Consider the following 23,562-nt stretch of genomic DNA (forward strand, 5'->3'; position numbering starts at 1 on the left):
CAGCTTTTTCTGTCGGCGCCCGCGCCCGGCGGGCGCCGGATCGTGACGCCGGCGCTCAGGCCGCCTTGATGAGGGCGTTGCGCAGGCGCTCTTCCGCCTCGTTGGAGAGCGAGGTCTTCAGGATGCGGGGCTTGTAGGGCTCGACCTCGGGCAGGACCTTGTCCTCGGTCACCGAGCGCACCAGCACGAACAGGGCCGAGGAATTGGCCGGAATGGTGCTGCCTAGGTCCTTGATGAAGCCATCGTTGATGCCGAAATCCACCAGCGAGCCGGAGAGCGCGCCGGTGCCCGCGCCGGCCACCGCGCCGATCGCCATGCCGGCGAGCGGATTGAGGAACAGGATTCCCACCAGCGTCCCCCACAAGGCCCCCGACATGCCGCCGCGCGCCGCGCCGATGGCGGTGAGGTTCACCGCTTGCTTGATATGAACCTTGCCCTCCGCATCGCGCTCGACCACGCAGGCGTCCTCAAGATCAATCAGGTGTTCGACATGGAGGGAGCGCAGCTTGTTCAGGACTTCGTCCGCGGCGTGAATGCCATCGAACCCAAAGACAACCAAATTGCTCATAACGTTAATTCCGCGACCACGGAGGTTTTATGAAACCACCTGAGGGATGTTAGACCAGCTGGAGAGACAGACAGGCGGTGATTCAGTGCCATTCGCGGTGCGGTATTACATCCTGGCCGCGGCCTGTTGCATAAACGCTCAGTATTTATGCGCCGGCCAAGCGATTTATGCCGTATTCCGCGGGTCCAGCAATGGGCGGAGAATCCCGTGCCTATTCCATCCATCCCAATTTTCAGCGTGCCCCGGCGCCCCGGCCCGCCGGCCGGAAACGCACGCGGCCGGCGGAGGATCGGGACGACCTTCGATAGACAATTGAAATAATTCGTTTTCTTATTTTCCACGTTGATCATTGGCACGTGCGGCGGCGAAACCTGCCCTTTCGGAAAGTAACGGATCCGATACGCGCGACGCGTGCAATGCGGAACCGCGAGCGTTGCAACGCCCAAGGGCCGGCGATACAAGTTTTGAAGACTCTCTCGCAGCTTCCTGCCGTATCGCTTCCATCATGCAATGTCTGCGAAAGCGTTTTGACCCTGACGGTCCCACCGGACGTCAGCAGCCCCCGGCTGGAGAGACCTTCATGAGGGCAGGCACCGGACAGGTGGAAACCGGAATGACGGACCCGTCAGTCCATGGCCCTGCCTTCGCCCGACGCTGGCTGTGTTTCTTCCTGTTCTGGATCATGCTCGGCCGCGTCTCGGCGCTGGATCTCGGCGCGGGGGCGGTCATCTGCGCGCTGGCCGCAGGGGCGAGCCTTGCCCTGATGGCGCCCGGCACCGGCCGCGCGAAGCCGGCCGCGCTCCTCGCCTTCGCCACGCGCTTCGCCCGCCGCTCGGTGATCGCCGGATGGGATGTGGGGCTTCGGGCGTTCCAGACCCCGGTCCCGCTCCAGCCCGGCTTCATCACCTTCGCGACACGCTGCCCGCGCGGGGTGGAGCTTCAATCCTTCTGCGCCGTCACCGCGCTCCAGCCGGGCACCCTGCCGCTCGGCGATTCGGATGCGGGGCTGCTGCTGCATTGCCTGGACACCGGCGGCCGGGTGCACGACGCTCTCCGGCAGGATGAAGCGGCGTTCCGCGCCGCGATCGACGCCGGTGCCCGCCATGGCTGAAACCTTCCTTGGATTTGCCGCCGTCCTTTTGGCCTTCGCCGCCGCCGCCTTGATACGCCTGTGGCGCAGCCCGGGCGCGGCCGACCAGATGATGGCGGTGCAATTGCTCGGCTCGGTCGGCGTCGCCGTGCTGCTTTTGCTTTTCGCCGGCACCGGCACGCCGGCGATTCTGGACGTGGCGCTGCTGCTGGCCCTGCTCGCCGCCTTCGCCGCAGCGGCCTTCCACAGCGTGCGCGCTGCCCCAAGGGCCGAGGCGCCGCCGCAGCGGAGCACCACCCCATGAGCGTCGCGCGCGACGTCTTCACCCTCCTGTGCCTCCTGGCCGGCGCCGGCTTCTTCCTGGCCGGATCCCTCGGCCTCTTGCGCTTTCCCGATTCCCTCTCCCGCCTCCACGCCCTGACCAAGGCCGACAATGTGGGGCTCGCGCTGATCGTGCTCGGCCTCTTGCCCCAGGCCGGCAGTGTGCTGGATGGCGCGAAGATGCTGGCGGTCTGGGCACTGGTGCAGATCGCCTCCGGCACCGTGGCGCAATTGCTCGCGCAGGTCGCCCACGGCGAGAGCGGTGCGCAGGCCGGGGCCCTCGCCGATTCGCCGGACGCATCGCGCGGAGGCAGGCCGACATGAGCCTCGTCCTCGACAGTTTTCTCGGCGTGCTGGCCCTGGCGCTGGCGCTGCGCGTGCTGCTGGCGCGCGAGGCGCTCACCGCCGCCATCGGCTTTGTCGGGCTCGGGCTGGTGCTGGCGCTGGCCTGGGTGCGGCTCGATGCGGTGGACGTGGCGCTCACCGAGGCGGCCATCGGCAGCGGCGTCACCGGGCTGGTGCTGCTGCGCACCGCCGCGGCCGCGAAACCCGTCGCGCCGCAAGGCGTGGCGGTGCGGGGCCTTGCGGCCCTCATCGCCTTCGCCGTGTTCTGCGGCCTCGCGGTGCTGGTGCTGACCTTGCCGGAACCGGCGCCCTCGCTGGCCGAGGAAGCGGCCACCCATCTGGAGGCGACCGGGCTCGGCAATCCCGTCACCGCCGTGCTGCTGGTCTATCGCGCGCTCGATACGCTGCTGGAAACCGTGGTGCTGCTGCTGGCGCTGATCGGCGTGTGGTCGCTCTCCGCCGACCGCGACTGGGCCGGCGCGCCGCCGCCTTTGTGGCGGTTCGCGCCCACGCCGCCGCTGGTGTTCCTGGCGCGCCTCCTGCCGCCGCTCGGCCTTCTCATGGGGCTCTATCTGTTCTGGACCGGCGCGGACAAGCCCGGCGGGGCGTTCCAGGGCGGCGCCGTGCTCGCGGCCGCCTGGCTGCTGGTGCTGCTCGCCGGCCTGCGCGCCCCGCCGGCCGCCGGAAGTCGCAAGCTGCGGGGCTTGCTACTGCTCGGGCCGTTCTCGTTCCTCGCCGTCGGCGCGCTCGGCGCGGTGGTTGCCGGCGCGTTCCTCGCCTATCCCGAGGGCCTCGCCAAACCCATCATCGTCATCGTGGAAATCGCCATCACCATATCCATCGCCGTGACGCTCGGCCTGCTGGTGCTGGATCCGCCGCAGGCGCCCGACGTCCGGGACGGGCGGAGCGCCCCATGACCGCGCTGCTCTCCACCCCCACTTTGTTCGGCCTCACCGGCGCGGGGCTGGTGGCCATCGGCCTTTACGGGCTGATCGTGCAGGGCGACGCGCTGCGCCGCATCCTGGCGTTCAACATTCTGGGCGGCGGCATCTTCCTGCTGTTCGGGGTGATCGCGCGGCGCGGCGCGGGCGCCGGCTTCGGCGGCGATCCGGTGCCGCAGGCCATGGTCATCACCGGCATCGTGGTCGCCTTTTCCGCCACCGCGCTCGCGGTCGCCCTGGTGCGGCGGCTCCAGGCGCTGCCGCCGGAACCGGAGGACGAGGCCGAGGCGACCGCCGCTGCTCCCGCTGCCACATCGCGCCACCACCAGGCGGCGCCATGACCCCTCTCGCCGCCCCCGCCTCCCCCCTCGGGCTGTTGCTGGTGCTCGCGGTCATCGCGCCGCTGTGCGGGTTCGCGCCCCTGCTGCTGCTGAAGGCGCGCCCGGCCGAGCGTTCGGCCCTGGTGTTCCTCGCCGCCGGGCTCGCCATCGTGTGCGTCCTCTGTTTCGAGGTGGCCCGCAGCGGCGCGCCGCTGGCCTATTTCCTCGGCGGCTTCCGGCCGCCGCTCGGGGTCGGCCTGCGGGCGGACGGGTTTTCCGCCTTCATGCTGGGCGTGACGGCGGTGGTGATCGTCGCCGCCGGCCTGTTCGCCATGACCGCGCCCGGGGCGGACACGCCGCGCCTGCCGCTCGCCTTCTGGATGCTGCTGCTGGGCGTGTGGAGCGCGCTGAACCTCGTCTATGTGGCGGACGATCTGTTCGCGCTTTACGTGGCGCTGGAGCTGCTCACCTTCGCGGCGGTGCCGCTGGTGTGCCTCGACGGGCGCGCGCAGACGCTTTCGGCGGCGCTGCAATATCTGCTGTTCGCTCTGTTCGGCTCGGTGCTCTATTTGCTGGGCGCGGCGCTGCTTTATGGCACCTACGGCACGCTCGACATCATCCTGCTGGCGCAGCGCGCCCATGGCGAACCGGCGCTGTTCGCCGCCCTGGCGCTGATGACCGCCGGCATGCTGGCGAAGGCCGCGCTGTTCCCGCTCTATCTGTGGCTGCCGGCGGCCCATGCGGGGGCGCCCGCCGCCGCCAGCGCCATTCTGTCCGCCGTGGTCATCAAGGCGCCGATCTTTCTCGTGGTGCGTTTCTGGTACGACATCGCGAGCCCGGCGCAGACCGCCGCCGCAGCCCCGATCCTCGCCGCGCTCGGCGCCGGGGCGGTGGTGCTGTGCGGCGTGTTCGCGCTGCGCCAGGCGCGGCTGAAGCTGCTGATCGCCTATTCGACGGCGGCGCAGATCGGCTATCTGTTCCTCATGTTCCCGCTCGCCGCCGCGAGTGCCGGCGCGGGTATATGGGGCGCCATCGCCTGGACCGGCGGGGCGCTGCACCTCGTCTCCCACGCCCTGTCGAAGGCCGCCATGTTCATGGCGGCGGGCGTTATCGCCGAGACGCTGGGACATGACCGCATCGCCCAGCTTTCCGGCATCGGCCGCATCGTGCCCATCAGCGTCTTCGCCTTTGGGCTCGGTGGCCTCTCGCTGATGGGCTTGCCACCGAGCGGCGGCTTCGTCGCGAAGGTCATGCTGCTCACCTCCGCCGTGCAGCAGGGCGCATGGTGGATCGCGCTCGTCATCCTCGTCGGCGGGCTGCTCGCCGCCGGCTATGTGCTGCGCGTGCTGCTGCCGGCGCTGCAACGCCCCGATGCGGAAGTGGTGCCGGTTCCGGTCGCGCGCTGGCGCGAGATGGTGGCGCTGGCGCTGGCGCTCGGCGCGGTGGCGCTCGGCTTCGTGCCGCTCCAGCCGGCGGCGTTTCTCGCCATCGGCCGGCCGGCGAGCTGGGAGGGCGCCGTGCCATGAGTCCATCGGCCGCCCTGCTCATCGCCGCCCCGGTTGTGCCGTTCCTGCTGGCGCTCGCCTGCGCGCTCAAGAGCGTGCGCCGCGTCGGCCCGCTGCTCCTGGCGCCGGCGGCGGTGCCGGGATTGCTGGCGGCGCTGCTGGTGCCGCGCGACGTCTTCGTGCTGGTCGCGCCCGCCCCGTTCCGCATCAGCTTCTTTCTCGACGTGCCCGGCGCCATCCTGCTGGGCGGCGCGGCGCTGCTGTGGATCGCCGCCGGCACCTATGCCGCCACCTATCTGGCGAAGGACCCGCGCCGGGGCGGCTTCTGCGTGTGGTGGCTGCTCACGCTCTCGGGCAGCTTCGGCGTGTTCATCGTGGCGGATGTGGCGAGCTTCTATCTCGCCTTCGCGCTGGTGAGCCTTTCCGCGTTCGGCCTTTCCGCCCATGACGATACGGCGGAGGCGCGCCGCGCCGGCATCGTCTATCTCGCGCTCACCCTGTTCGGAGAAGCGCTGTTGATCGCCGCCTTCGTCATGCTCGCCTCCGGCAGCCCGCAGGCCAATCCGCTGATCCGCGACGCGGTCGCCCAATGGCCGCTCTCGCCCTGGCGGGACGCGATCCTGCTGCTGCTGATGGTGGGGTTCGCCCTGAAGATGGGGCTGGTGCCGCTGCATGTGTGGATGCCGCTCGCCCATTCGGTGGCCCCGGTGCCGGCCTCGGCGGTGCTGAGCGGCATCGTGGTGAAGGCCGGCGTCATCGGCCTGCTGCGGTTCCTGCCGCTCGGGGTCGCGACGCCCCATTGGGGCCTGGCGCTGAGCGTCGCCGGCATCTTCACCGCTTATTACGGCATCGCCCTCGGCCTCACACAGAAGCATCCCAAGCGCGTGCTGGCCTATTCAACCGTGAGCCAGATGGGGGTCGTCGCGACCGTCATCGGCGGCGCGCTCGTGCAGGGGGACGGCGGGGCGGCCGCCATCGCCGCCTTCTATGCCGCCAATCACATATTGCTGAAGGGCGCGCTGTTCCTCGCCGTCGGCATCGCGGCGGCGAGCGCGCCGGGGGCGGTGACGCCGGTGCTCGGGCTCGCCGGCCTTCTGGGCCTCAGCCTCGCGGGCCTGCCCTTCACCGGCGGGGCGTTGGCGAAGCTCGCCATCAAGGGACCCATGGGCGAGGGCGCGGCCGGCTTCCTGCTGGCGCTCTCGGCGGCGGGCACGACTTTGCTGATGGCGAAGTTCGTGCTGCTGCTGCGCGAGAGCGCGAAGGGCCGCGCCGCCTTTCCCCTGCCCCCCCAGCGCCTGCTCGCGCCCTGGATCGTGCTGAGCGTGCTCGCCCTCGCCCTGCCGTTCACGCTCTATCCGCTGGTGACGGGGGAGCGGATCGCCACGGCCTTCGCCTTGGTGAATGTGGAGAAGACGGCGGTGCCGGTGCTGCTGGGCCTCGCGCTCGCATTCGCGCTGCACCAGCGCGGCCCGGCGCTTCCCGAGGTGCCGGCGGGCGATGTGCTGGTGCTCGCCGAGCGCCTCGGGCCGCTGCTCGCGCGCACCCTGGCGGGCGTCGGCCGGCTCGACGACGTGCTGCGGCGCTTCGCCGTGGCGGGCCTGCTGCTCGCCGGCCTCGTGATCGCGCTCGCGGTCGCCGTGAGGGCCGCGCCATGACGATTTCGCCCGAAATGTCATGCGGCGGCGGGCAAAGCCCAAGTCCATTTCGCCCCGGCCCCGAGCCGCGTGCCGCGCTCTCCAATAATCGGAATGTAACCGCCATGCGCGGGCCTGTATTCCGCTTCCCCCCATCCCTGTCACCCCAATGCCAAGTTGGTGCTTTATGCGTGATGCCTCGGCGCGTCCCGGCATGCACTGGCCCGAAAGGAGCGCTCCGTGTCCGCTAGCAAACTGAAGACGCGCGCCAAGGCGCACAGCACCGGACGGCGGCTCGCGCTCGCGGCGGTGCTGCTCTCCCCCCTGGCCCTGACCGCCTGCGGCGGCGAGCAGACCGCTGCCGCCCCCGAGGTCCGGCCGGTCCGCGCGATCACGGTCTCGACCCGCCACACGCCGGACGACCTCACCTTCACCGGCCATGTGGAGGCGATGAACGAAGTCACCTACGCCTTCCGCATCGGCGGGCGGATCATCGAGCGGCTGGTGAATGTGGGCGACCATGTGGACGCCGGGCAGGTCATCGCGCGGCTCGATCCGCAGAACGAGACCAACGCCCTGCGCTCCGCCCAGGCGGCGCTGAGCGCGGCCCAGGGGCAGCTCGGCGTCTCGCGCAACACCTATGAGCGCCAGCGCGCCCTGCTCGCCCGCGGCTTCACCCCGCGCGCCCAGTATGAGCAGGCCGAGCAGGCCTATCTCACCGCCCGCTCGCGGGTGGAGGATGCCGAGGCGCAGGTGAAGATCGCCACCGACCGGCTGGATTTCACCGAATTAAAGGCCGATGCGCCCGGCACCGTCACCGCCCGCCGCGCCGAGCAGGGCGAGGTGGTGCAGCCCGGCCAGGCCATCGTGCAGGTGGCTCGCAAGGATGGCCGCGACGCGGTGTTCGACGTCTCCGCCCAAGTGCTGCGCGACATGCCCGCCGATCCCGAGGTGCAGGTGAGCCTGGCCGACGGCAGCGGCGCCAGCGCCAAGGGCCGGGTGCGCGAAGTGGCGCCCCAGGCCGATCCGGTCACCCGCACGTTCCAGATCCGCGTCGGCCTGATCGACCCGCCGGAGGCGATGCGCCTCGGCTCCACGGTCAATGGCTCGATCGCGGTGGACACCGGGCCGGTGATCGAGATTCCGGCAAGCGCCCTGACCCGCATCGACGGCAAGCCGGCGGTCTGGATCTTCGATCCCTCGACCAAGACGGTGGCCCTGCGGCAGGTGGATGTCGCCCGCTTCTCGCCTGCCACCGTCACCGTGGCCGACGGCCTCAAGAATGCGGAAATCGTCGTCACGGCCGGCGTCCAGGCGCTCCATCCGGGCCAGAAGGTCCGCCTGCTGGGGGCGAACCTGTGAGCGGCCTCAATCTCTCCGAATGGGCGCTGAAGCACCGCTCCATCGTCATTTATTTCATGGCGGTCGCCGTGCTCGCGGGGCTGCTCTCCTATGAACGGCTGGGCCGGGGCGAGGACCCGACCTTCATCATCAAGACCATGGTGGTGCAGGCCTCCTGGCCCGGCGCCTCGGTCGAGGACACGCTGAAGCAGGTGACCGAGCGGCTGGAGCGCACGCTCCAGGAAACGCCGAAGCTCGACTTCCTGCGCAGCTATACCAGCGCCGGCGTGACCACCATCTTCGTCAACCTCAAGGGCAGCGCGACCGCCCAGGAGGTGCCGGACATCTGGTACCATGTGCGCAAGAGCATCGGCGACATGCGCCACACCTTGCCGCAAGGCGTGCAGGGGCCCGGCTTCAACGACGAGTTCGGCGATACCTTCGGCATCATCTACGGCTTCACCGCCGACGGCTTCAGCCAGCGCGAATTGCGCGATTATGTGGAGGAGGTGCGCTCCAAGCTGCTCCAGGTGCCCGATGTCTCGAAGATCGAGATCCTTGGCGCGCAGGACGAGCGGATCTTCGTCGAGTTCAACATGCAGGAGCTGGCGAGCCTCGGCATCGACCGCTCGGCGGTGCTGGCCGCGCTGCAAAGGCAGAACATCGTGAGCCCGGCCGGCAGCGTGCAGACCGGGGAAGAGGCGATCTCGCTGCGCGTCACCGGCGCGTTCGATTCCGAGCAGGACATCGCCAACGTCAATTTCGTCGTCAACGGCCGCGTGCTGCGGCTCTCCGATATCGCGACCGTGCGCCGGGCCTATGCCGACCCGCCGCAGCCGCTGTTCCGCGTGAACGGCCAGCCGGCCATCGGCCTTGCCATCGCCATGCGCGACGGCGGCGACATCCTCGCGCTGGGGTCGCGCCTGAAGAGCGCCATGGCCGACATCACCGCCGATTTGCCCATCGGCATCGAGCCGCATCTGGTGGCGGACCAGGCGGTGACCGTCGACACCGCCATCGGCGAGTTCATGTCCTCGCTCTGGCAGGCGGTGGGCATCATCCTGGTGGTCTCCTTCATCAGCCTCGGCGTGCGCGCCGGCATGGTGGTGGCGCTCTCCATTCCGCTGACGCTCGCCGTGGTGTTCTCGGTGATGGAACTCGCCGGCATCGACATGCAGCGCATCTCGCTTGGCGCGCTCATCATCGCGCTGGCGCTCATGGTGGACGACGCCATGACCACCACCGACGCCATGATGAACCGCCTCGCGGCTGGAGACGACAAGGCGAGCGCGGCCACCTTCGCCTTCCGCACCTATGCGTTCGCCATGCTCGCAGGCACGTTCGTCACGGTGGCCGGCTTCGTGCCGGTGGGATTTGCGGCCAGTTCCGCGGGCGAATACACCTTCTCCTTGTTCGCGGTGGTCTCCATCGCGCTCATCGTTTCCTGGTTCGTGGCCGTGCTGTTCGCGCCGCTGCTGGGCGTGGCGATCCTGAAAGCGCCGGACAAGACCAAGAAGAGCGAGCCGGAAAAGCCCAGCAAAGTGCTCGGCATGTATCGCTCCCTACTCACGCTGGCGCTGAAGGCGCGCTGGATCACGGTGGCCATCACGGTCGGCCTGTTCGTGCTCTCCGTGCTGGCGATCCCGCTGATCCCGCAGCAATTCTTCCCCTCGTCCGACCGGCCGGAGCTACTGGTGGATCTGCGCCTGCCGCAGAACGCCTCGATCTACAACAGCGCCGACATCACCGACCGCTTCGACGCCATCGTGCGCGCCGATCCCGACGCGGAGCGTTTCAGCTCCTATGTGGGGCGTGGGGCGATCCGCTTTTATCTGCCGCTCAACGTGCAGCTTCCCAACGATTTCTTCGCCCAGTCGGTGATCGTCGCCAAGGACGTGGCGGCGCGCGAGCGCCTGCGGGTGAAGCTTGAGAAGGTGCTGGCGGAGCAATTCCCGGAGGTGGTGGGCCGCATCTATCCGCTGGAACTCGGCCCGCCGGTCGGCTGGCCGGTGCAATATCGCGTCAGCGGGCCGGATATCGAGAAGGTGCGCCAGATCGCGTTCCAGCTCGCGGGCGTCATGGCCTCCGACGCCAAGGTGGAGAAGGTCAATTTCGACTGGATCGAGCCGGGGCGGCAGGTGCGCATCCGCGTCGACCAGGACCAGGCCCGCCTGCTCGGCCTCAGCACCCAGGCGCTCGCCGGCGTGCTCAACACGGTGATGACCGGCACGCCGGTGACCCAGGTGCGCGACGACATCTATCTGGTGAACGTGGTCGCCCGCGCCACCGACGAGCAGCGTGTCTCGCTGGCCAATCTCGCCAGCCTGCAAGTGCCGCTGCCGAGCGGCCGCACCGTGCCGCTGAGCCAGCTCGCCAGCTTCGAATATGTGCAGGACTATCCCGTGGTGTGGCGGCGCGACCGGGTTGCCACCCTGACCGTCCAGGCGGATGTGATCGCCGGCGCCTTGCCCGAGACGGTGGTCGGTGCGCTGGCGCCGAAAATCCAGGAGCTGGCGAAGACCTTGCCGCGCTCCTACCACATCGTCACCGGCGGCACGGTGGAGGAGAGCGCAAAGTCGCGCGCCTCGGTGCTGGCGGTGGTGCCGGTGATGCTGCTGATCATGCTCACGGTGCTGATGTTCCAGCTTCAGAGCTTCTCGCGGCTGGTGCTGGTGCTTTCGGTGGCGCCCCTGGGGCTGATCGGCGTCTCCGCCGCGCTGCTCGCCTCCGGGCGGCCGCTGGGCTTCGTCGCCATCCTCGGCATCCTCGCGCTGATCGGCATGATCACCAAGAACGCGGTGATCCTGATCGGCCAGATCGAGGCCGAGCGGGCGCGCGGGGCGAAGGTTCAGGATGCGGTGATCGCCGCCTCCTGCACCCGCTTCCGTCCTATCATGCTCACCGCCATTTCCACGGTGCTCGGCATGATCCCCATCGCGCCGACCGTGTTCTGGGGGCCCATGGCCTTCGCCATCATGGGCGGCCTGCTGGTGGGCACCATGCTGACCCTGATCTTCCTGCCGGCGCTCTATGTCGGCTGGTTCGGACCCGACGCCCCGCCGGAGCCCGGCTCCGCAGCGGTAACGGCATAGCCAAGCCGGCCGGGCCGCAGCCTGCGGTCCGGCCGGGCACGACACGTGCGGGACATTGGAGAGCATCATGAGCGAACCCACCGCCAGCGGGCGCACCCCGGTATTGATCGACTTCGCCCTTCAGGGCGGCGGCTCGCACGGCGCCTTCACCTGGGGCGTGCTCGACCGCCTGCTGGAGGAGGACTGGCTGCGCATCGACGGCATTTCCGGCACCTCGGCCGGTGCCATGAATGCGGCGGTGCTGGCGGACGGCTTCGCGGCCGGCGGCGCGCCGGGCGCGCGCGAGGCGCTGGCCACCTATTGGAAGCGCGTGGCGGAGGCAGCCCGCTTCAGCCCGTTCCAGCGCGGCCCCATCGACAAGATGCTGGGGCGCTGGACGCTCGACAATTCTCCGCTGTTCGTCGGCCTCGACCTGATGTCGCGCCTCTATTCGCCCTACGATCTCAACCCGGGCAATTCCCACCCGCTGCGCAGCATTCTGGAAGACCTGATCAATTTCGAGCGGCTGAAAACCTCGCCGATCCGCCTGTTCATCACCGCCACCAATGTGCGCACCGGGCGCGGGCGGGTGTTCCGCAATGCCGAGATCACGCCCGACGTGCTGCTCGCCTCCGCCTGCCTGCCCACCATGTTCCAGGCCATCGAGATCGACGGCGAGAGCTATTGGGACGGCGGCTATTCCGGCAATCCCACCATGACGCCGCTGGTGCGCGAACTGGATTCGGACGACACGATCCTGATCCCCATCAATCCGGTCGAGCGCGCCGGCACGCCCAATTCGGCGCGGGAAATCCTCAACCGCCTCAACGAGGTGTCCTTCAACGCGGTGCTGCTGAAGGAATTGCGCATGATCGCTTTGCTGCGCCAGGTCGCGGACCCCGGCCACAGCGAGGGCGCGCAATGGGCGAAGATGCGCATCCACATGGTGCCGAACGCGCTGATGTCCACGCTCGGCTATTCCTCCAAGCTGAATGCGGAATGGGAGTTCCTCTCCATGCTGCGCGACGAGGGCCGCAAATCCGCCGAGGCGTTCCTGGCGCGGGACGCCGACAATCTCGGCAAGCGCTCCTCCATTGATCTCGACGTGCTGCTGGAAGGCGTGTGAGCATGGGACTTCTCGGCATCCTCCTCGGCCTCGGGCTGCTCCTGTTCCTGGCCTTCCGGGGCTGGTCCATCCTGCTGCTGGCGCCCATCGCGGCGCTGGTGGCGGCGGCGTTCTCGGGCGAGCCGCTGCTCGCCCATTGGACGCAGACCTTCATGAGCAATGCCGCCACCTTCGTGGCGCAGTTCTTCCCGCTGTTCCTGCTCGGCGCCCTGTTCGGCAAGCTGATGGACGACAGCGGCTCGGTGACCGTGATCGCCGACACCATGACCGAAAAGCTCGGTGAAAAGCGCGCCATCCTCGCGGTGGTGCTGGCGGGCGCCATCGTGACCTATGGCGGGGTGAGCCTGTTCGTCGCCTTCTTCGTGCTCGCGCCCATGGCCATCGCGCTGTTCCGCTCGGCGGGCATTCCGCGCCGGCTGATGCCCGCGGCGATCGCGCTCGGCACCTCCACCTTCACCATGTCGGCGCTGCCGGGCACCCCGGCGATCCAGAACGCCATCCCCATGCCGTTCTTCGGCACCACGCCGTTCGCGGCGCCGGGGCTGGGCGTAATCGCCTCGCTCATCATGCTCGGCTTCGGCATGTGGTGGCTGATGCGGGCCGAGCGGGCCGCGCGGGCGAAGGGCGAGGGCTTCGGCGACGAAACGCCGCTCGATGCCACCGTCGCCGACGACCAGTTCATCCGTGAGCGCGCCACCGCCTCCCATGAATTCGACACGGCGGAACTCTCCCACGGCGCCCACAGCACGACCCGCCCCTCCTTCCTCGTGGCGGCGACGCCGCTGGTGGTGGTGGTGCTGGTGAACCTGCTGATGTCCATGGTGATCCTGCCCCGGCTGGACGTGAGCTTTCTCAGCGAAGCGCGCTTCGGCGCCACCACGCTGTCCGCCGTGGGCGGCGTGTGGGCGGTGGCGACCGCGCTCACGGCGGCGATCCTGGTGCTGCTGGCGTTCAATTTCGCCCGCCTGCCGGACCTGCGGGCCACCATGGACGCGGGCGCCAATGCCTCGGTGCTGCCGGCCTTCAGCGTCGCGAGCCTGGTGGGCTTCGGTGCGGTGGTGGCGGCCATGCCCGCGTTCGAGCTGGTGCGCACCTGGGTGTTGGGCATCCAGGGCGGACCGCTGGTGTCGCTCGCCATCGCCACCAACATATTGGCGGCGCTCACCGGCTCGGCCTCCGGCGGCCTCACCATCGCGCTCGATGCCCTGGGCGCGTCTTATATGAAGCTCGCGGCGGAAACCGGCCTCGATCCCGCGCTAATGCACCGCGTGGCGGTGATCGGCGCCGGCACGCTCGACAGCCTGCCGCACAATGGCGCGGTGGTGACGCTGCTCGCGGTGTGCGGCTCGACCCACGCCAAGAGCTATTTCGACATCGTCATGGTGGCGGTGGTCGGCGCGATCCTGGCCCTGGTGGCGGTGATCGTGCTGGGCAGCACACTCGGCTCGTTCTGAATGAGCGGCCGATAACGCCTTCCGTCATGGCCGGGCGTGTCCCGGCCACCCACGCCGGGCCGATCGCACCGGCCTTGAAAAGCTGGTGACAGCGGCGCCGCGTGGATGCACGGGACAAGCCCGTGCATGACGAGTCCTGCTGCAAACACCGAGACCGCCCGCCGGCCGCGCTTCAGTTCCGCAGGCCGCCGGTGAACACCGTGATGGGCGCAGTCACCACCCCGCCCACGGCGGCGCCGAGCACCTGCACGGCTTCCGTTCCGCCCCCGCCTTCCCGGTCCCCGAGGTCCTGCCCGGACGACAGGCGCGTGCCGAGCAATTGCACCACCTCCGGGCTGGTGGCGAATTTGGAATGGTTGAGCGCATCGCCATTCTCAAGGCCCGACAGGTCCAGCACCACGATGCCGGTGGCCTGTTCCAGCTGGGCCGCCTTGTCGGGTTGGGTGAGGTCGATCGCGCCCACCCGCGTGACGCCACCGGCGATCAGCTGGGAGAGGCCGAGCGCGCGGTCGTTGCGCGACACGAAGATGGTGATGCGCGGGCGGTCCTTGCCCATCTCCGCCACCTGGCGGCGGAACACGTCGATATCGAGATCCGGCGAGGCCAGCACCACGTTGGAGATCTTCGCCGGGATGCGCCCGTCTTGGAGCGCGAGCTGGCGCAGGGATTCCACCGCGAGCCAGGCCCCCATGGAATGGGCCATCACCACCACGTCGTCCACATAAGGCGAGCGCGCCGCCGCGCGCATCACATAAGCGAGGTCGTTGCGGGAGAAGTTCGTGCTCTCGCGATCATAGACATAGTCCAGCACCCGCCCGCGCGAGGGCCAGGAGAACAGCACCGGCGCGATATCCGCGTTCATGTCGTGGACGATCTGGGCGAAGCGGAACACGGCGGAATCAAAGCGCGTGTTGAAGCCGTGCACGAAGATCAACACCCGCCGCTTCTTGCCCCTGGTGCCCTTGAACCAGTCCAGCACGCCGGAGCGCGGCACCGGCGCCACCTCGGAGATCGCGAAATCGCGCGTCGGATCGGCGGTGCCGGGCTGCGGCCACTGGATCGAGCCCAGAGGACGGTTGGGCGGGATCGACACCACGATATTGGTGAGCGAGAGCCCATCCCCGCGCTCGCCGGTGAACAGGACGCCCGGCTGGTCGGTGGGCGCGCGGGTGGTGGCGGCCAGAATATCCACGGTGGCGGCCACCGGCGTGCCAGGAGCGAGCGGCACCAGCACCCCCTCGGGATGGGGCGTGCAGCCGTTCAGCGCCAGCAGCGCGGCCACGGCGAGCAAGGCCGCGCGCCGGCCCGCGGTCCCAAAGCGGGCGGCCCGCAAGGCGGTTGCCCGCAGGCCGGTCGCCTGCGTGCCGGTCGCCGCGCGCCGGCGCCCTGCCCTGATCAATGGCGACACGCGATACCCCCGGCTCGTCCCCTGACGCTTCCGCCTTCCTGCAAAGCGGAAATCGGCAGCGGTTTCAAGCAAAACCGCGCACCCGTCCGGCGGCGCCACGCACCCGCACGGTGAATTTCCGCCGTCCGCGAAATGGTGTAAGCCCCAGCTTGACCATGGTGCGCGGCCCCACCGCGCCGCTCCCCGCAAGCCGCCGCCCGTTTCCCGGCCCATCCATCCAGGCAAGACCCGATGACCGCGACGCCCGGCGAAATCCACCTGCAATTGCGTAACCTGAAGAATTTCTTCCGCGTGCCCGAAGTGGACCCGTTCGAGGGCGAGACCATTGACCTGTCGGGCATCGACCAGGTGATGGACGCGCTGCGGGTGCAGAAGAACTGGCGCACCAGAAGGGCCAAGGCTGTCATCTGGCTGCCGGAGGGCGCCGACGACGCCGCGCTCGAAAGCCAATTGCCCCGCGCGCTCGCCAGCTATTGCAATTCCCAGATCCAATATTGCCGCCGCAAGATGCTGGAGGTGCGCCTGGAAGGGCGCCGCGCGCTGAAGATCGGCGCAATCTTCCTCGCGGCCTGCCTTGCGCTGTCCACGGCGCTGGACCAATGGCTCGGCTCGGACAGCCTGCTCGGCTATCTGTTCGGCGAGGGCCTGCTGATCGCCGGCTGGGTGGGCCTTTGGCACCCGCTGGAATTGCTGCTGTATTCCTGGTGGCCCTATTCCAGCGACATCAAGCTTTACGAGAAGATCAAAGGCATGGAAATGTCGGTGCGGCACGGCACCATGCCGCCGCAGGCGTGAGTCGCGGCTTCGTCGCGCTTTCAGGGATATCGCCGCCAGGCCCACCGGCCGGCCGGCTCGGGGGACAGGGGCGGGAATGATCAAGGATCGCGCGGTCAGGATATTGGTGGGAATCGTCGCGGCGGTCCTTGTGTGTGCGGCCCTCTCCGAGGCCCAGTCGATCATCGCCCCGGTGGTGTTCGCCCTGTTCGTGATCGCCATCGTCTGGCCGCTCCAGAAGGGCCTTCAGCGCTTTCTGCCGGGCGTGATCGCCGCGCTCGCGACCCTGGTGGTGACGCTCGCGGTGGTGGGCACCATCATCAGCCTCGTGGTGTGGGGCTTCGCCCATGTGGGCCAATGGGTGTTCGCCAATGCCGCGCGCTTCCAGGCGCTGTACGGGCAGGCGCACGACTGGCTGGAAGGCCACGGCTTCGTCATGGCCTCCATCATCACCGAGCATTTCGACGTGCGCTGGCTGCTGCTGGTGTTTCAGGATCTGTCGAGCCGCATGCAGAGCCTCGCGAGCTTCCTGGTGGTCACCTTCGTGTTCGTCATCCTCGGCCTGCTGGAGGTGGACATCGTGAAGCGCCAGCTGGCCGGCCTGCGCGGCGGCACGTTCGGGCCCTTCATGCTCTCGGCCGGCGCCGATATCGGCACCAAGATGCAGCGCTACATGATGGTGCGCACGCTCATGAGCCTGGCCACCGGCGTCGTGGTGTGGGCCTTCACCCTGGCCTCGGGCATGGAGCTGGCCACCGCCTGGGGCGTGATCGCCTTCTCGATGAATTATATTCCCTTCATCGGCCCGTTCGTTGCCACCCTGCTGCCCACCCTGTTCGCGCTGGTGCAGTTCGAATCCTGGCAGAGCGCGGTGTTCGTGTTCGTCTGCCTCAATATCATCCAGTTCCTCTCGGGCAGCTATCTGGAGCCGCGCATCGCCGGCAAGGCGCTGGCCGCCTCGCCCTTCATGGTGCTGTTCGCGGTGTTCTTCTGGAGTTTCCTGTGGGGTGTGCCCGGCGCGTTCATCGGCGTGCCGCTGCTGATCGCCGCCCTCACCTTGTGCGCGCACCATCCCGCCAGCCGGCCGGTGGCGGACCTGTTCTCCGGCCGCGCACCGCCGGAAGAGACCCCCGCGCACTGAGCGGCGCCGCGCGGCTCATTTTCCCCATTGGCGCGGTGCCGCGTTAGTGCGAAGCCTGTACGGTCCGATCCAATGATGGACACGTCGGCAACGACCGAACGGGGGAAGCGCCATGGACGAAGTGTGCGGAGCCGAAGTGCTGGTGCGCAATCTCAAGGCGCAGGGCGTGCGGCATGTGTTCGGCATTCCCGGCGCGAAGGTGGACCGGGTCTATGATTGCCTGAACGGCTCGGGCATCGAGACGGTGGTCTGCCGGCACGAGCAGAACGCCGCCTTCATCGCCGCCGGCGTGGGCAAGATGACCGGCAAGGCCGGCGTGTGCCTCGTCACCTCCGGCCCCGGCTGCACCAATCTCGTCACGGGCTTTGCCACCGCCAATTCCGAAGGCATGCCGCTGGTGGGCCTCGGCGGCTCGGTGCCGCGCGCCGAGATTATGAAGCAGACCCACCAGAGCCTCGACACGGTCAATCTGTTCCGCCCGGTCACGCGCTATGCGGCCGAGATCGAGGCCGGCGAATCCATCGGCGAGATCCTCGCCAACGCCTTCCGCGCGGCGGAATCCGGCCGGCGCGGCGCGGCCTATGTCTCGCTGCCCAATGACGTGATGAACGAGCCGGCGCCGGACCTTGTGCTCACCCCCGCCCGCGTGCCGCGCCTCGGCGCCGCGCCGGAGGAGGAGATCACGGAGGCGGTGCGCCTGATCGAGGCCGCGCGCCTGCCGGTGCTGCTGCTGGGCATGGATGCGAGCCGCCCGGCCAATGCCGCCGCCGTGCGCGCGCTGCTCTCAGCCCATCCGCTCGCCACCGTGTGCACCTATCAGGGCGCCGGCGTGGTGCCGCGCGCGGCGCTGGATTGCTTCGGCGGGCGGGTCGGGCTGTTCCACAACCAGCCCTCGGACCGCCTGCTGGATGCCGCCGACCTGGTGATCGCCGTCGGCTATAATCCCATCGAATATGACGCGGGCCTGTGGAACGCCGGCAAGACCAGAGCGGTGATCCATATCGACCATGTGATCGCCGCCGTGGACATGGATTACCGCCCGGCGGTGGAATTGTATGGCGACATCGCCGCGACGCTTGCGCGGATCGCCGCCCTGTTGCCGCGCCGCCCGCGCCTCGTGCCCCATGCGGCGCTGGATGCGGCCCGGCGCGAGCTGGAAGAGGTGCGCGCGGCCGGCGCGCGGGAAGCCGGCATGCCGATGCATCCCTTGCGCATCATCGCCGACCTGCAACCCTTCATCACCGAGGACGTGACCCTCGCCCTCGACATCGGCTCTTTCTACATCTGGCATTCGCGCTATCTCTACAGCTTCCGCCCGGAGCAATTGCTCATTTCCAACGGCCAGCAGACCCTGGGCGTGGCGCTGCCCTGGGCGATTGCCGCTTGCCTTGCCCGGCCGAACGACAAGGTGCTCTCGGTCTCCGGCGACGGCGGCTTCCTGTTCTCCGCCCAGGAGCTGGAAACGGCGGTGCGCCTCAAGTGCAATTTCGTGCACATGATCTGGCGCGACGGCAGCTACAACATGGTCGCGTTCCAGGAGCTGATGAAATACCAGCGCCATTCCGGCATTACCTTCGGCCCGATCGACACGGTGAAATATGCCGAGGCGTTCGGCGCCACCGGCTTCCGCGTGGAACATGCCGACCAGTTCGTGCCGATCCTGCGAAAGGCCATGGAAACGCCGGGGCCGGTGCTGATCGACATTCCGGTGGACTATCGCCACAACATCGCGCTTGGCGCCGCCATGCACGACAATGTCGTCTCGTAAGCGGAGCCACCCATGCCGACCCTGACTTGCGAGATTTCCCAATCGCTCTCGACCGCGCTTGAGGCCGCCGCCGCGGCGAGCGGTGAGACGGTCTCCCACATCGTCTCGCGCGCGCTCGCCGATACGCTCCAGGTGGACCACGGCACGCTGTTCCAGGTCTCCACCTCCGGGGCGCTGGTGGAAGGGCTGTTCCAGGGCGTGGTCTCGGTGGGCACGCTGCGCGAGCACGGGGATTTCGGGCTCGGCACCTTCGTCGATCTGGACGGCGAGATGATCGCGCTCGACGGCGCCTTCTTCCAGATGCGGGGCGACGGCTCCATCCGCCGCGCGGAAGATACCCAGCAGGTGCCGTTCGCCATCGTCACCCATTTTTCGCCCGAGGCGCCGGTGACGCTGGCGCCGTTCGCCTCCATCCACGACCTGGTGGCGCAGCTCGACGCGCTGCGGCACACGGACAATGTGTTCTTCGCCGTGCGGCTCTCGGGGCACTTCGCGCGGGTGCACAATCGCGTCGCCTGCAAGGCCGGCGCCCATGAAACCTTGGTTCAGGCGACGTCCCATCAGGCGGAGTTCGAATGCCGCGACGTGGACGGCACCATGATCGGCTTCTGGACGCCCTCTTATGCCAAGGGCCTCGGCGTGCCCGGCTGGCATGTGCATTTCCTCAGCGACGACCATCGCTTCGGCGGCCATGTGCTGGATTGCGCGGGCGAGGCCATCACGCTCGCCCTGGAGCGGATCGAGGATTTCCGCATCGCGATTCCCGAGAGTGCGGATTTCCTCGCCGCCGACCTTTCCGGCGACACCACCCAGGCCCTCGACACGGCGGAGCGGGTGCAGAAGCCCGCCCCGACCGCCTGAAGCATCCCCGGTCAGGACGTGAGCCGCTCAGGGCGTGAGCGGCTTGTCCTCGATGGAATCCACCCGGTCGGGATAGAAGGCCAAGTGGCCGGCGATCTCGGCCACCGCGGGGTACGGCGTCTCATAGGTCCACACCGCATTGTCCGCCCGCGCGCCGCCGCCGGGAATGCTGAAATAGGCGCACTCGCCCTTATAGGGGCAATAGGTGGCGTGATCGGTGCGCGCGAGCGCCGTCATGTCCACATCCTTGCGGGGAATATAGGCGACCGCGGGATAAGACGCCTCGCGCAGCATGAGCGCCGCGCGCGTATCGGCGATCACCCGCCCGCCGGCGGAAACCACGATCCGCCCGGGATGGCGCGCCACGGTGATGGGATGGTCGGGACCGGGCTGCTTCACGCTACGTTCTGCCATGGGATGGGCTCCCTCGTTTCGACGCCATCCTAGAGCCTGACGCGGCCAGGCTCTAAACACGAGTGAGAGACCGCCATCGCAGCCTGAATCCGGCGTCTCGCCCGGGGCGGATTCATTCGTGGCGCTTCATGCGCCCGAACCTGCGGTTTGGTGTGCGGTCAAGGGGCGGAGAAGCGCCACGAAACCGCTGTTCGTCTGCGCGAAGTCCTTGTTTCACGTGAAACATTTGGCGCCCAACGCCCGCCGTCGCAAGCTTTGGCGGGACAGAAAATCACGCAGGCGCGCCTTTCTCCCGGTGCACGGTCCATAATGCCGTCAGCCCGCCGATTCGACCGGGCCTGCCGGGAGAGACAACAACATGCGCCCGTGGGTGATGAAGGCGGTGCGAGCGCTGGTGATCGTGCTCGGCGTGGTGGCGCTGGTGCTGTTCGCGGGGCGGGCGCTGGATTCCCTGCGCGGCCCGCCGCTGGAGCCGTGGCATACTTTCGTACCGAAGGAACTCAGCATCGCCGAACTCGACCGCGCCGACTGGTCGGCCTATCTCGCCGCCGAGCAGCGCCTGTTCGACAGCGTGCGCACCGAGGTGACCGACAAGCTGCCGCCCCGCGACCGCGTCGCCTCCGACCGCTATTTCGCGCAAAGCCCCATCTATCCCGGCCGTTTCGCGCAGGATTTCAACCGCTCCTTCGTGCTGGAGCCGGACGGGCCGGTGCGCGGCGTCGCGGTGCTGCTGCACGGCCTCACCGATTCCCCCTACAGCCTGCGCCATGTGGCGCGGCGCTATGCGGCCTCCGGCTTCGTGGCGCTCTCGATCCGCCTGCCCGGCCACGGCACCGTGCCGGGCGGCCTGACGGTGGCGGAATGGCCGGACTGGCTTGCTGCCACCCGCCTCGCCATGCGCGAGGCCAAGCGCCGGGCCGGGCCGAACCTGCCGATCCACCTGGTGGGCTATTCCAACGGCGCCGCGCTCGCGCTGAAATATTCCCTGGACGCCCTCGACACGCCGGAGCTGCCGCGCGCGGAAAAGATCGTCGTGGTCTCGCCCATGGTGGGGATTACGCCGTTTGCCCGCTTCGCTGGCCTCGCGGCGATCCCGGCGGTGCTGCCGCCGTTCGCGAAGGCCGCGTGGCTGAACCTGCTGCCGGAGTTCAACCCGTTCAAGTACAATTCCTTTCCGGTCAAGGCGGCGCAGGAATCCTTCCGCCTGACCCAGGTGCTCCAGGATGCGATCCGCGCCCATCTGCGCGACGGCCGGCTAGAGGGAATGCCGCCCGTGCTCGCCTTCCAGTCGATCCTCGACCATACGGTGAGCACGCGGGCCGTCATCGACACCCTGTTCGCCGCCTTGCCCACCAATGGCAGCGAACTGGTGCTGTTCGACGTGAACCGCAATTCCACCTTCGCGCCATTCTTCTCCGCCGACTCCGATACCGCCTTGGACCGCCTGCTGCCGCGGGCGCCGCGCCCCTATCGCACGGCGGTGATCGCCAATATCTCGCCCGCCACCGCCGAGGCCGAGGAGCGCCTGAGCGAAGCGGGAGCAAGCGGGGAAACACGCCGCCCGCTCGGCCTGTCCTATCCACGCGAGATCTATTCGCTCTCCCATATCGCCTTGCCCTTCCCGCTCGAGGACGGCCTTTACGGGCTGCGACCGGACCCGGCGGATGATTTCGGCATCCAGCTCGGCACCATGGCCCCCCATGGCGAATATGGCGCGCTGGATGTGGGCGTGGACATGCTGCTGCGTGTCTCCTCCAATCCGTTTGTTCCCTATATGCTGGAGCGCATCGGCGCCGGCCTGCCCGCCGCCGCGCCGCGCTGAGCCATCGCGCGAGCCGACCAGGAAGATCTTCCATGCGCGATTTCGAGACCCCGGGCCGCTCTCTCGTCATGGCCACGCAGGGCATGGCCGCCACCTCCCATCCGCTCTCCAGCCTGGTCGCGCTCGACGTGCTGCAGGCCGGCGGCAATGCCATGGACGCGGCGATCGCCGCCTGCGCCGTGCAGGGCGTTGTGGAGCCGGGCTCCACCGGGATCGGCGGCGATTGTTTCGCGCTCTATGCGCCACGGGGCGGCGATCAGGTGATCGCCTTCAACGGCTCGGGCCGCTGCCCGCAGGCGGCCGCGCCGGGCTTCTTCGCCGAGCGCGGATTTGGCGAGATCCCGCGCCACTCGCCCCATGCGGTCAACGTGCCCGGCGCGGTGGACGCCTGGGAGCGCCTGGCGCAAGACCACGGCACCTGGCCGCTCAGCCGGCTGCTGGCGCCGGCGATCCGCCTCGCCGGCGAAGGCTATGCCGTGGCGCCGCGCGTCAGCCGGGACTGGTACGAGCAGACCGCTTTGCTGGCGCGCGACGAGGCGGCGCGGCGCATCTTCCTGCCCGGCGGCGCGGCGCCCCTGGCGGGCACGCGCCATGTCCAGGGCGAGCTGGCGCAGACCCTGACCCGGATCGCCGAGGGTGGCAGCAAGGCCTTCTACGAAGGCGCGGTCGCGCAGGACATGGTCGAATGCCTGCGCGCCCGCGGCGGCCTCCACACGCTGGAGGATTTCGCCGAGACGCGCGGCACCTACGTCACCCCCATCAAGACCGCCTATCGCGGGTTCGAGGTCCATGAGTGCCCGCCCAACGGGCAGGGTATCATCGCGCTGCTGCTGCTCAACATTCTCTCGCGCTGCGACGCCACGGGCGATCCCCTTTCCGCCGAACGCCTGCATATGGAGATCGAGGCCGCGCGCCTCGCCTATTCGGTCCGCGACGCGGTGGTCGCCGATCCCGAGCACAGCACGGTGCCGGTGGACTATCTGCTCTCCGACGCCCTGGCCTGTGAACTGCACGGCCTGATCCGGCCCGAGGCCCGCCAGGAGCCGCTGCCGGCGGTGGAGATGCCGGCGCACAAGGACACGGTCTATATCGTGGTCGTGGACAAGGACCGGAACGTCGCGAGCTTCATCAATTCCATCTTCTCGCCGTTCGGCAGCGGCCTCGTGAGCCCGAGGACCGGCGTGCTGTTCAACAATCGCGGCCAGGGCTTCACGCTGAAAGCGGGGCACCCCAACGCCATCGGTCCGTCCAAGCGGCCGATGCACACCATCATTCCCGGCCTGCTCACCCGCGCCGGCAAGGTGGCCATGGGATTTGGCGTGATGGGTGGGCAATATCAGGCGCTTGGCCACGCCCATTTCCTCACCAAGGTGTTCGACTACGGCCTCGATCTGCAAAGCGCCATCGACCTGCCCCGCGTGTCGCCCCTGTTCGGCACGGACGCGGTGGAGGTGGAAGGCAGCATGCCGCAGCCGGCGCAGGACGGGTTACGCCGTCTGGGCCACCGGATCGTGCGGCCCGCCCGCCCCATCGGCGGCGCCCAGGCGATCTGGATCGACTGGGAAAATGGCGTGCTGACGGGCGCCTCAGATCCACGCAAGGACGGTTGCGCCCTGGGCTATTGAGGGCTCCCGGCACGCTCCCGCACGCTCCCTGGC

General features: G+C 68.9%; 20 protein-coding genes. 17 read left to right on the forward strand and 3 right to left on the reverse strand.

Going from position 1 to position 23,562, the window contains the following annotated elements; all coding sequences use genetic code 11:
* Window positions 1–55 precede the first annotated feature (55 nt).
* Entirely contained in the window at window positions 56–568 is a 513-nt protein-coding gene (locus tag V5F78_RS12980) for a DUF1269 domain-containing protein (protein ID WP_394070982.1), read from the reverse strand.
* A 613-nt stretch (window positions 569–1,181) separates the two neighbouring features.
* On the opposite strand from V5F78_RS12980, the gene V5F78_RS12985 reads away from it, so the two are divergent.
* The 11 genes from V5F78_RS12985 (at window position 1,182) to V5F78_RS13035 (ending at window position 13,716) form a co-directional block, all read left to right on the forward strand.
* The gene (locus V5F78_RS12985) at window positions 1,182–1,679 is read left to right on the forward strand and encodes a Na+/H+ antiporter subunit E (RefSeq protein ID WP_509276231.1); all 498 of its coding nucleotides are present in this window, start codon (window positions 1,182–1,184) and stop codon (window positions 1,677–1,679) included.
* Window positions 1,672–1,962, forward strand: coding sequence for an MrpF/PhaF family protein (locus V5F78_RS12990; protein WP_394070984.1), 291 nt, complete (start codon window positions 1,672–1,674; stop codon window positions 1,960–1,962). Before V5F78_RS12985 ends, V5F78_RS12990 begins: the two co-directional genes overlap by 8 nt.
* Window positions 1,959–2,303 carry a cation:proton antiporter gene (locus V5F78_RS12995; RefSeq protein WP_394070985.1) on the forward strand — a complete coding sequence of 115 codons (345 nt, stop codon included), beginning with the start codon at window positions 1,959–1,961 and terminating at the stop codon, window positions 2,301–2,303. Before V5F78_RS12990 ends, V5F78_RS12995 begins: the two co-directional genes overlap by 4 nt.
* The gene (locus tag V5F78_RS13000; protein ID WP_394070986.1) at window positions 2,300–3,241 is read left to right on the forward strand and encodes an MnhB domain-containing protein; all 942 of its coding nucleotides are present in this window, start codon (window positions 2,300–2,302) and stop codon (window positions 3,239–3,241) included. The genes V5F78_RS12995 and V5F78_RS13000 overlap by 4 nt, the downstream gene beginning before the upstream one ends.
* Window positions 3,238–3,606 (forward strand): NADH-quinone oxidoreductase subunit K, encoded by a 369-nt coding sequence (locus V5F78_RS13005; protein WP_394070987.1) that lies wholly within the window; start codon window positions 3,238–3,240, stop codon window positions 3,604–3,606. The genes V5F78_RS13000 and V5F78_RS13005 overlap by 4 nt, the downstream gene beginning before the upstream one ends.
* Entirely contained in the window at window positions 3,603–5,111 is a 1,509-nt protein-coding gene (locus V5F78_RS13010; RefSeq protein WP_394070988.1) for a complex I subunit 5 family protein, read from the forward strand. The genes V5F78_RS13005 and V5F78_RS13010 overlap by 4 nt, the downstream gene beginning before the upstream one ends.
* Window positions 5,108–6,745 (forward strand): complex I subunit 5 family protein, encoded by a 1,638-nt coding sequence (locus tag V5F78_RS13015; protein WP_394070989.1) that lies wholly within the window; start codon window positions 5,108–5,110, stop codon window positions 6,743–6,745. The genes V5F78_RS13010 and V5F78_RS13015 overlap by 4 nt, the downstream gene beginning before the upstream one ends.
* Before the next feature lie 219 nt (window positions 6,746–6,964).
* On the forward strand, window positions 6,965–8,086 hold the full coding sequence (locus V5F78_RS13020) for an efflux RND transporter periplasmic adaptor subunit (protein ID WP_394070990.1): 1,122 nt from the start codon (window positions 6,965–6,967) through the stop codon (window positions 8,084–8,086).
* Window positions 8,083–11,157, forward strand: a complete 3,075-nt coding sequence (locus V5F78_RS13025) for an efflux RND transporter permease subunit (protein ID WP_394070991.1) — start codon at window positions 8,083–8,085, stop codon at window positions 11,155–11,157. The genes V5F78_RS13020 and V5F78_RS13025 overlap by 4 nt, the downstream gene beginning before the upstream one ends.
* Window positions 11,158–11,224: 67 nt before the next feature.
* A complete protein-coding gene (locus tag V5F78_RS13030; RefSeq protein ID WP_394013617.1) occupies window positions 11,225–12,262 on the forward strand; it encodes a patatin-like phospholipase family protein in 1,038 nt (345 codons plus the stop codon).
* A gap of 2 nt (window positions 12,263–12,264) precedes the next feature.
* Window positions 12,265–13,716, forward strand: coding sequence for a GntP family permease (locus V5F78_RS13035; RefSeq protein WP_394071145.1), 1,452 nt, complete (start codon window positions 12,265–12,267; stop codon window positions 13,714–13,716).
* A gap of 172 nt (window positions 13,717–13,888) precedes the next feature.
* On the opposite strand, the gene V5F78_RS13040 is transcribed toward V5F78_RS13035, so the two are convergent.
* A complete protein-coding gene (locus V5F78_RS13040) occupies window positions 13,889–15,124 on the reverse strand; it encodes an alpha/beta hydrolase (protein WP_394070992.1) in 1,236 nt (411 codons plus the stop codon).
* 231 nt (window positions 15,125–15,355) lie between these two features.
* Between V5F78_RS13040 and V5F78_RS13045 the strand changes: the two genes are divergently transcribed.
* From V5F78_RS13045 to budA, 4 genes are all read left to right on the forward strand, one after another.
* The gene (locus V5F78_RS13045; RefSeq protein ID WP_394070993.1) at window positions 15,356–15,919 is read left to right on the forward strand and encodes a hypothetical protein; all 564 of its coding nucleotides are present in this window, start codon (window positions 15,356–15,358) and stop codon (window positions 15,917–15,919) included.
* Between the two features lie 76 nt (window positions 15,920–15,995).
* Complete coding sequence (locus tag V5F78_RS13050; protein WP_394070994.1) at window positions 15,996–17,039, forward strand: AI-2E family transporter; 1,044 nt, start codon at window positions 15,996–15,998, stop codon at window positions 17,037–17,039.
* Between the two features lie 112 nt (window positions 17,040–17,151).
* Window positions 17,152–18,807 (forward strand): acetolactate synthase AlsS, encoded by a 1,656-nt coding sequence (alsS, locus tag V5F78_RS13055; RefSeq protein ID WP_394070995.1) that lies wholly within the window; start codon window positions 17,152–17,154, stop codon window positions 18,805–18,807.
* 12 nt (window positions 18,808–18,819) lie between these two features.
* Window positions 18,820–19,668, forward strand: coding sequence for an acetolactate decarboxylase (gene budA / locus V5F78_RS13060; RefSeq protein ID WP_394070996.1), 849 nt, complete (start codon window positions 18,820–18,822; stop codon window positions 19,666–19,668).
* Window positions 19,669–19,695: 27 nt separating this feature from the next.
* Here the strand turns inward: budA and V5F78_RS13065 are convergent, their stop codons facing one another.
* Window positions 19,696–20,082 (reverse strand): DUF427 domain-containing protein, encoded by a 387-nt coding sequence (locus V5F78_RS13065; protein WP_394070997.1) that lies wholly within the window; start codon window positions 20,080–20,082, stop codon window positions 19,696–19,698.
* A 358-nt stretch (window positions 20,083–20,440) separates the two neighbouring features.
* Here V5F78_RS13065 and V5F78_RS13070 point away from each other — a divergent pair, with 358 nt between their 5' ends.
* Window positions 20,441–21,904 carry an alpha/beta hydrolase gene (locus V5F78_RS13070; protein WP_394070998.1) on the forward strand — a complete coding sequence of 488 codons (1,464 nt, stop codon included), beginning with the start codon at window positions 20,441–20,443 and terminating at the stop codon, window positions 21,902–21,904.
* Window positions 21,905–21,936: 32 nt separating this feature from the next.
* Window positions 21,937–23,529: a gamma-glutamyltransferase family protein gene (locus tag V5F78_RS13075; RefSeq protein ID WP_394070999.1), complete on the forward strand. Its 1,593-nt coding sequence runs from the start codon at window positions 21,937–21,939 to the stop codon at window positions 23,527–23,529.
* Window positions 23,530–23,562: the final 33 nt, after the last annotated feature.

The organism is Roseixanthobacter glucoisosaccharinicivorans, assembly GCF_043195095.2.
In the GTDB taxonomy this organism is placed as follows: domain Bacteria; phylum Pseudomonadota; class Alphaproteobacteria; order Rhizobiales; family Xanthobacteraceae; genus NCEH01.

Excerpts from the sequence above, each read along its gene's own strand:
- V5F78_RS12980 (WP_394070982.1), bottom strand. The coding sequence starts at position 568 with ATGAGCAATTTGGTTGTCTTTGGGTTCGATGGCATTCACGCCGCGGAC.
- V5F78_RS12985 (WP_509276231.1), top strand. The coding sequence starts at position 1,182 with ATGACGGACCCGTCAGTCCATGGCCCTGCCTTCGCCCGACGCTGGCTG.
- V5F78_RS12990 (WP_394070984.1), top strand. The coding sequence starts at position 1,672 with ATGGCTGAAACCTTCCTTGGATTTGCCGCCGTCCTTTTGGCCTTCGCC.
- V5F78_RS12995 (WP_394070985.1), top strand. The coding sequence starts at position 1,959 with ATGAGCGTCGCGCGCGACGTCTTCACCCTCCTGTGCCTCCTGGCCGGC.
- V5F78_RS13000 (WP_394070986.1), top strand. The coding sequence starts at position 2,300 with ATGAGCCTCGTCCTCGACAGTTTTCTCGGCGTGCTGGCCCTGGCGCTG.
- V5F78_RS13005 (WP_394070987.1), top strand. The coding sequence starts at position 3,238 with ATGACCGCGCTGCTCTCCACCCCCACTTTGTTCGGCCTCACCGGCGCG.
- V5F78_RS13010 (WP_394070988.1), top strand. The coding sequence starts at position 3,603 with ATGACCCCTCTCGCCGCCCCCGCCTCCCCCCTCGGGCTGTTGCTGGTG.
- V5F78_RS13015 (WP_394070989.1), top strand. The coding sequence starts at position 5,108 with ATGAGTCCATCGGCCGCCCTGCTCATCGCCGCCCCGGTTGTGCCGTTC.
- V5F78_RS13030 (WP_394013617.1), top strand. The coding sequence starts at position 11,225 with ATGAGCGAACCCACCGCCAGCGGGCGCACCCCGGTATTGATCGACTTC.
- V5F78_RS13035 (WP_394071145.1), top strand. The coding sequence starts at position 12,265 with ATGGGACTTCTCGGCATCCTCCTCGGCCTCGGGCTGCTCCTGTTCCTG.
- V5F78_RS13045 (WP_394070993.1), top strand. The coding sequence starts at position 15,356 with ATGACCGCGACGCCCGGCGAAATCCACCTGCAATTGCGTAACCTGAAG.
- V5F78_RS13050 (WP_394070994.1), top strand. The coding sequence starts at position 15,996 with ATGATCAAGGATCGCGCGGTCAGGATATTGGTGGGAATCGTCGCGGCG.
- alsS (WP_394070995.1), top strand. The coding sequence starts at position 17,152 with ATGGACGAAGTGTGCGGAGCCGAAGTGCTGGTGCGCAATCTCAAGGCG.
- budA (WP_394070996.1), top strand. The coding sequence starts at position 18,820 with ATGCCGACCCTGACTTGCGAGATTTCCCAATCGCTCTCGACCGCGCTT.
- V5F78_RS13065 (WP_394070997.1), bottom strand. The coding sequence starts at position 20,082 with ATGGCAGAACGTAGCGTGAAGCAGCCCGGTCCCGACCATCCCATCACC.
- V5F78_RS13070 (WP_394070998.1), top strand. The coding sequence starts at position 20,441 with ATGCGCCCGTGGGTGATGAAGGCGGTGCGAGCGCTGGTGATCGTGCTC.
- V5F78_RS13075 (WP_394070999.1), top strand. The coding sequence starts at position 21,937 with ATGCGCGATTTCGAGACCCCGGGCCGCTCTCTCGTCATGGCCACGCAG.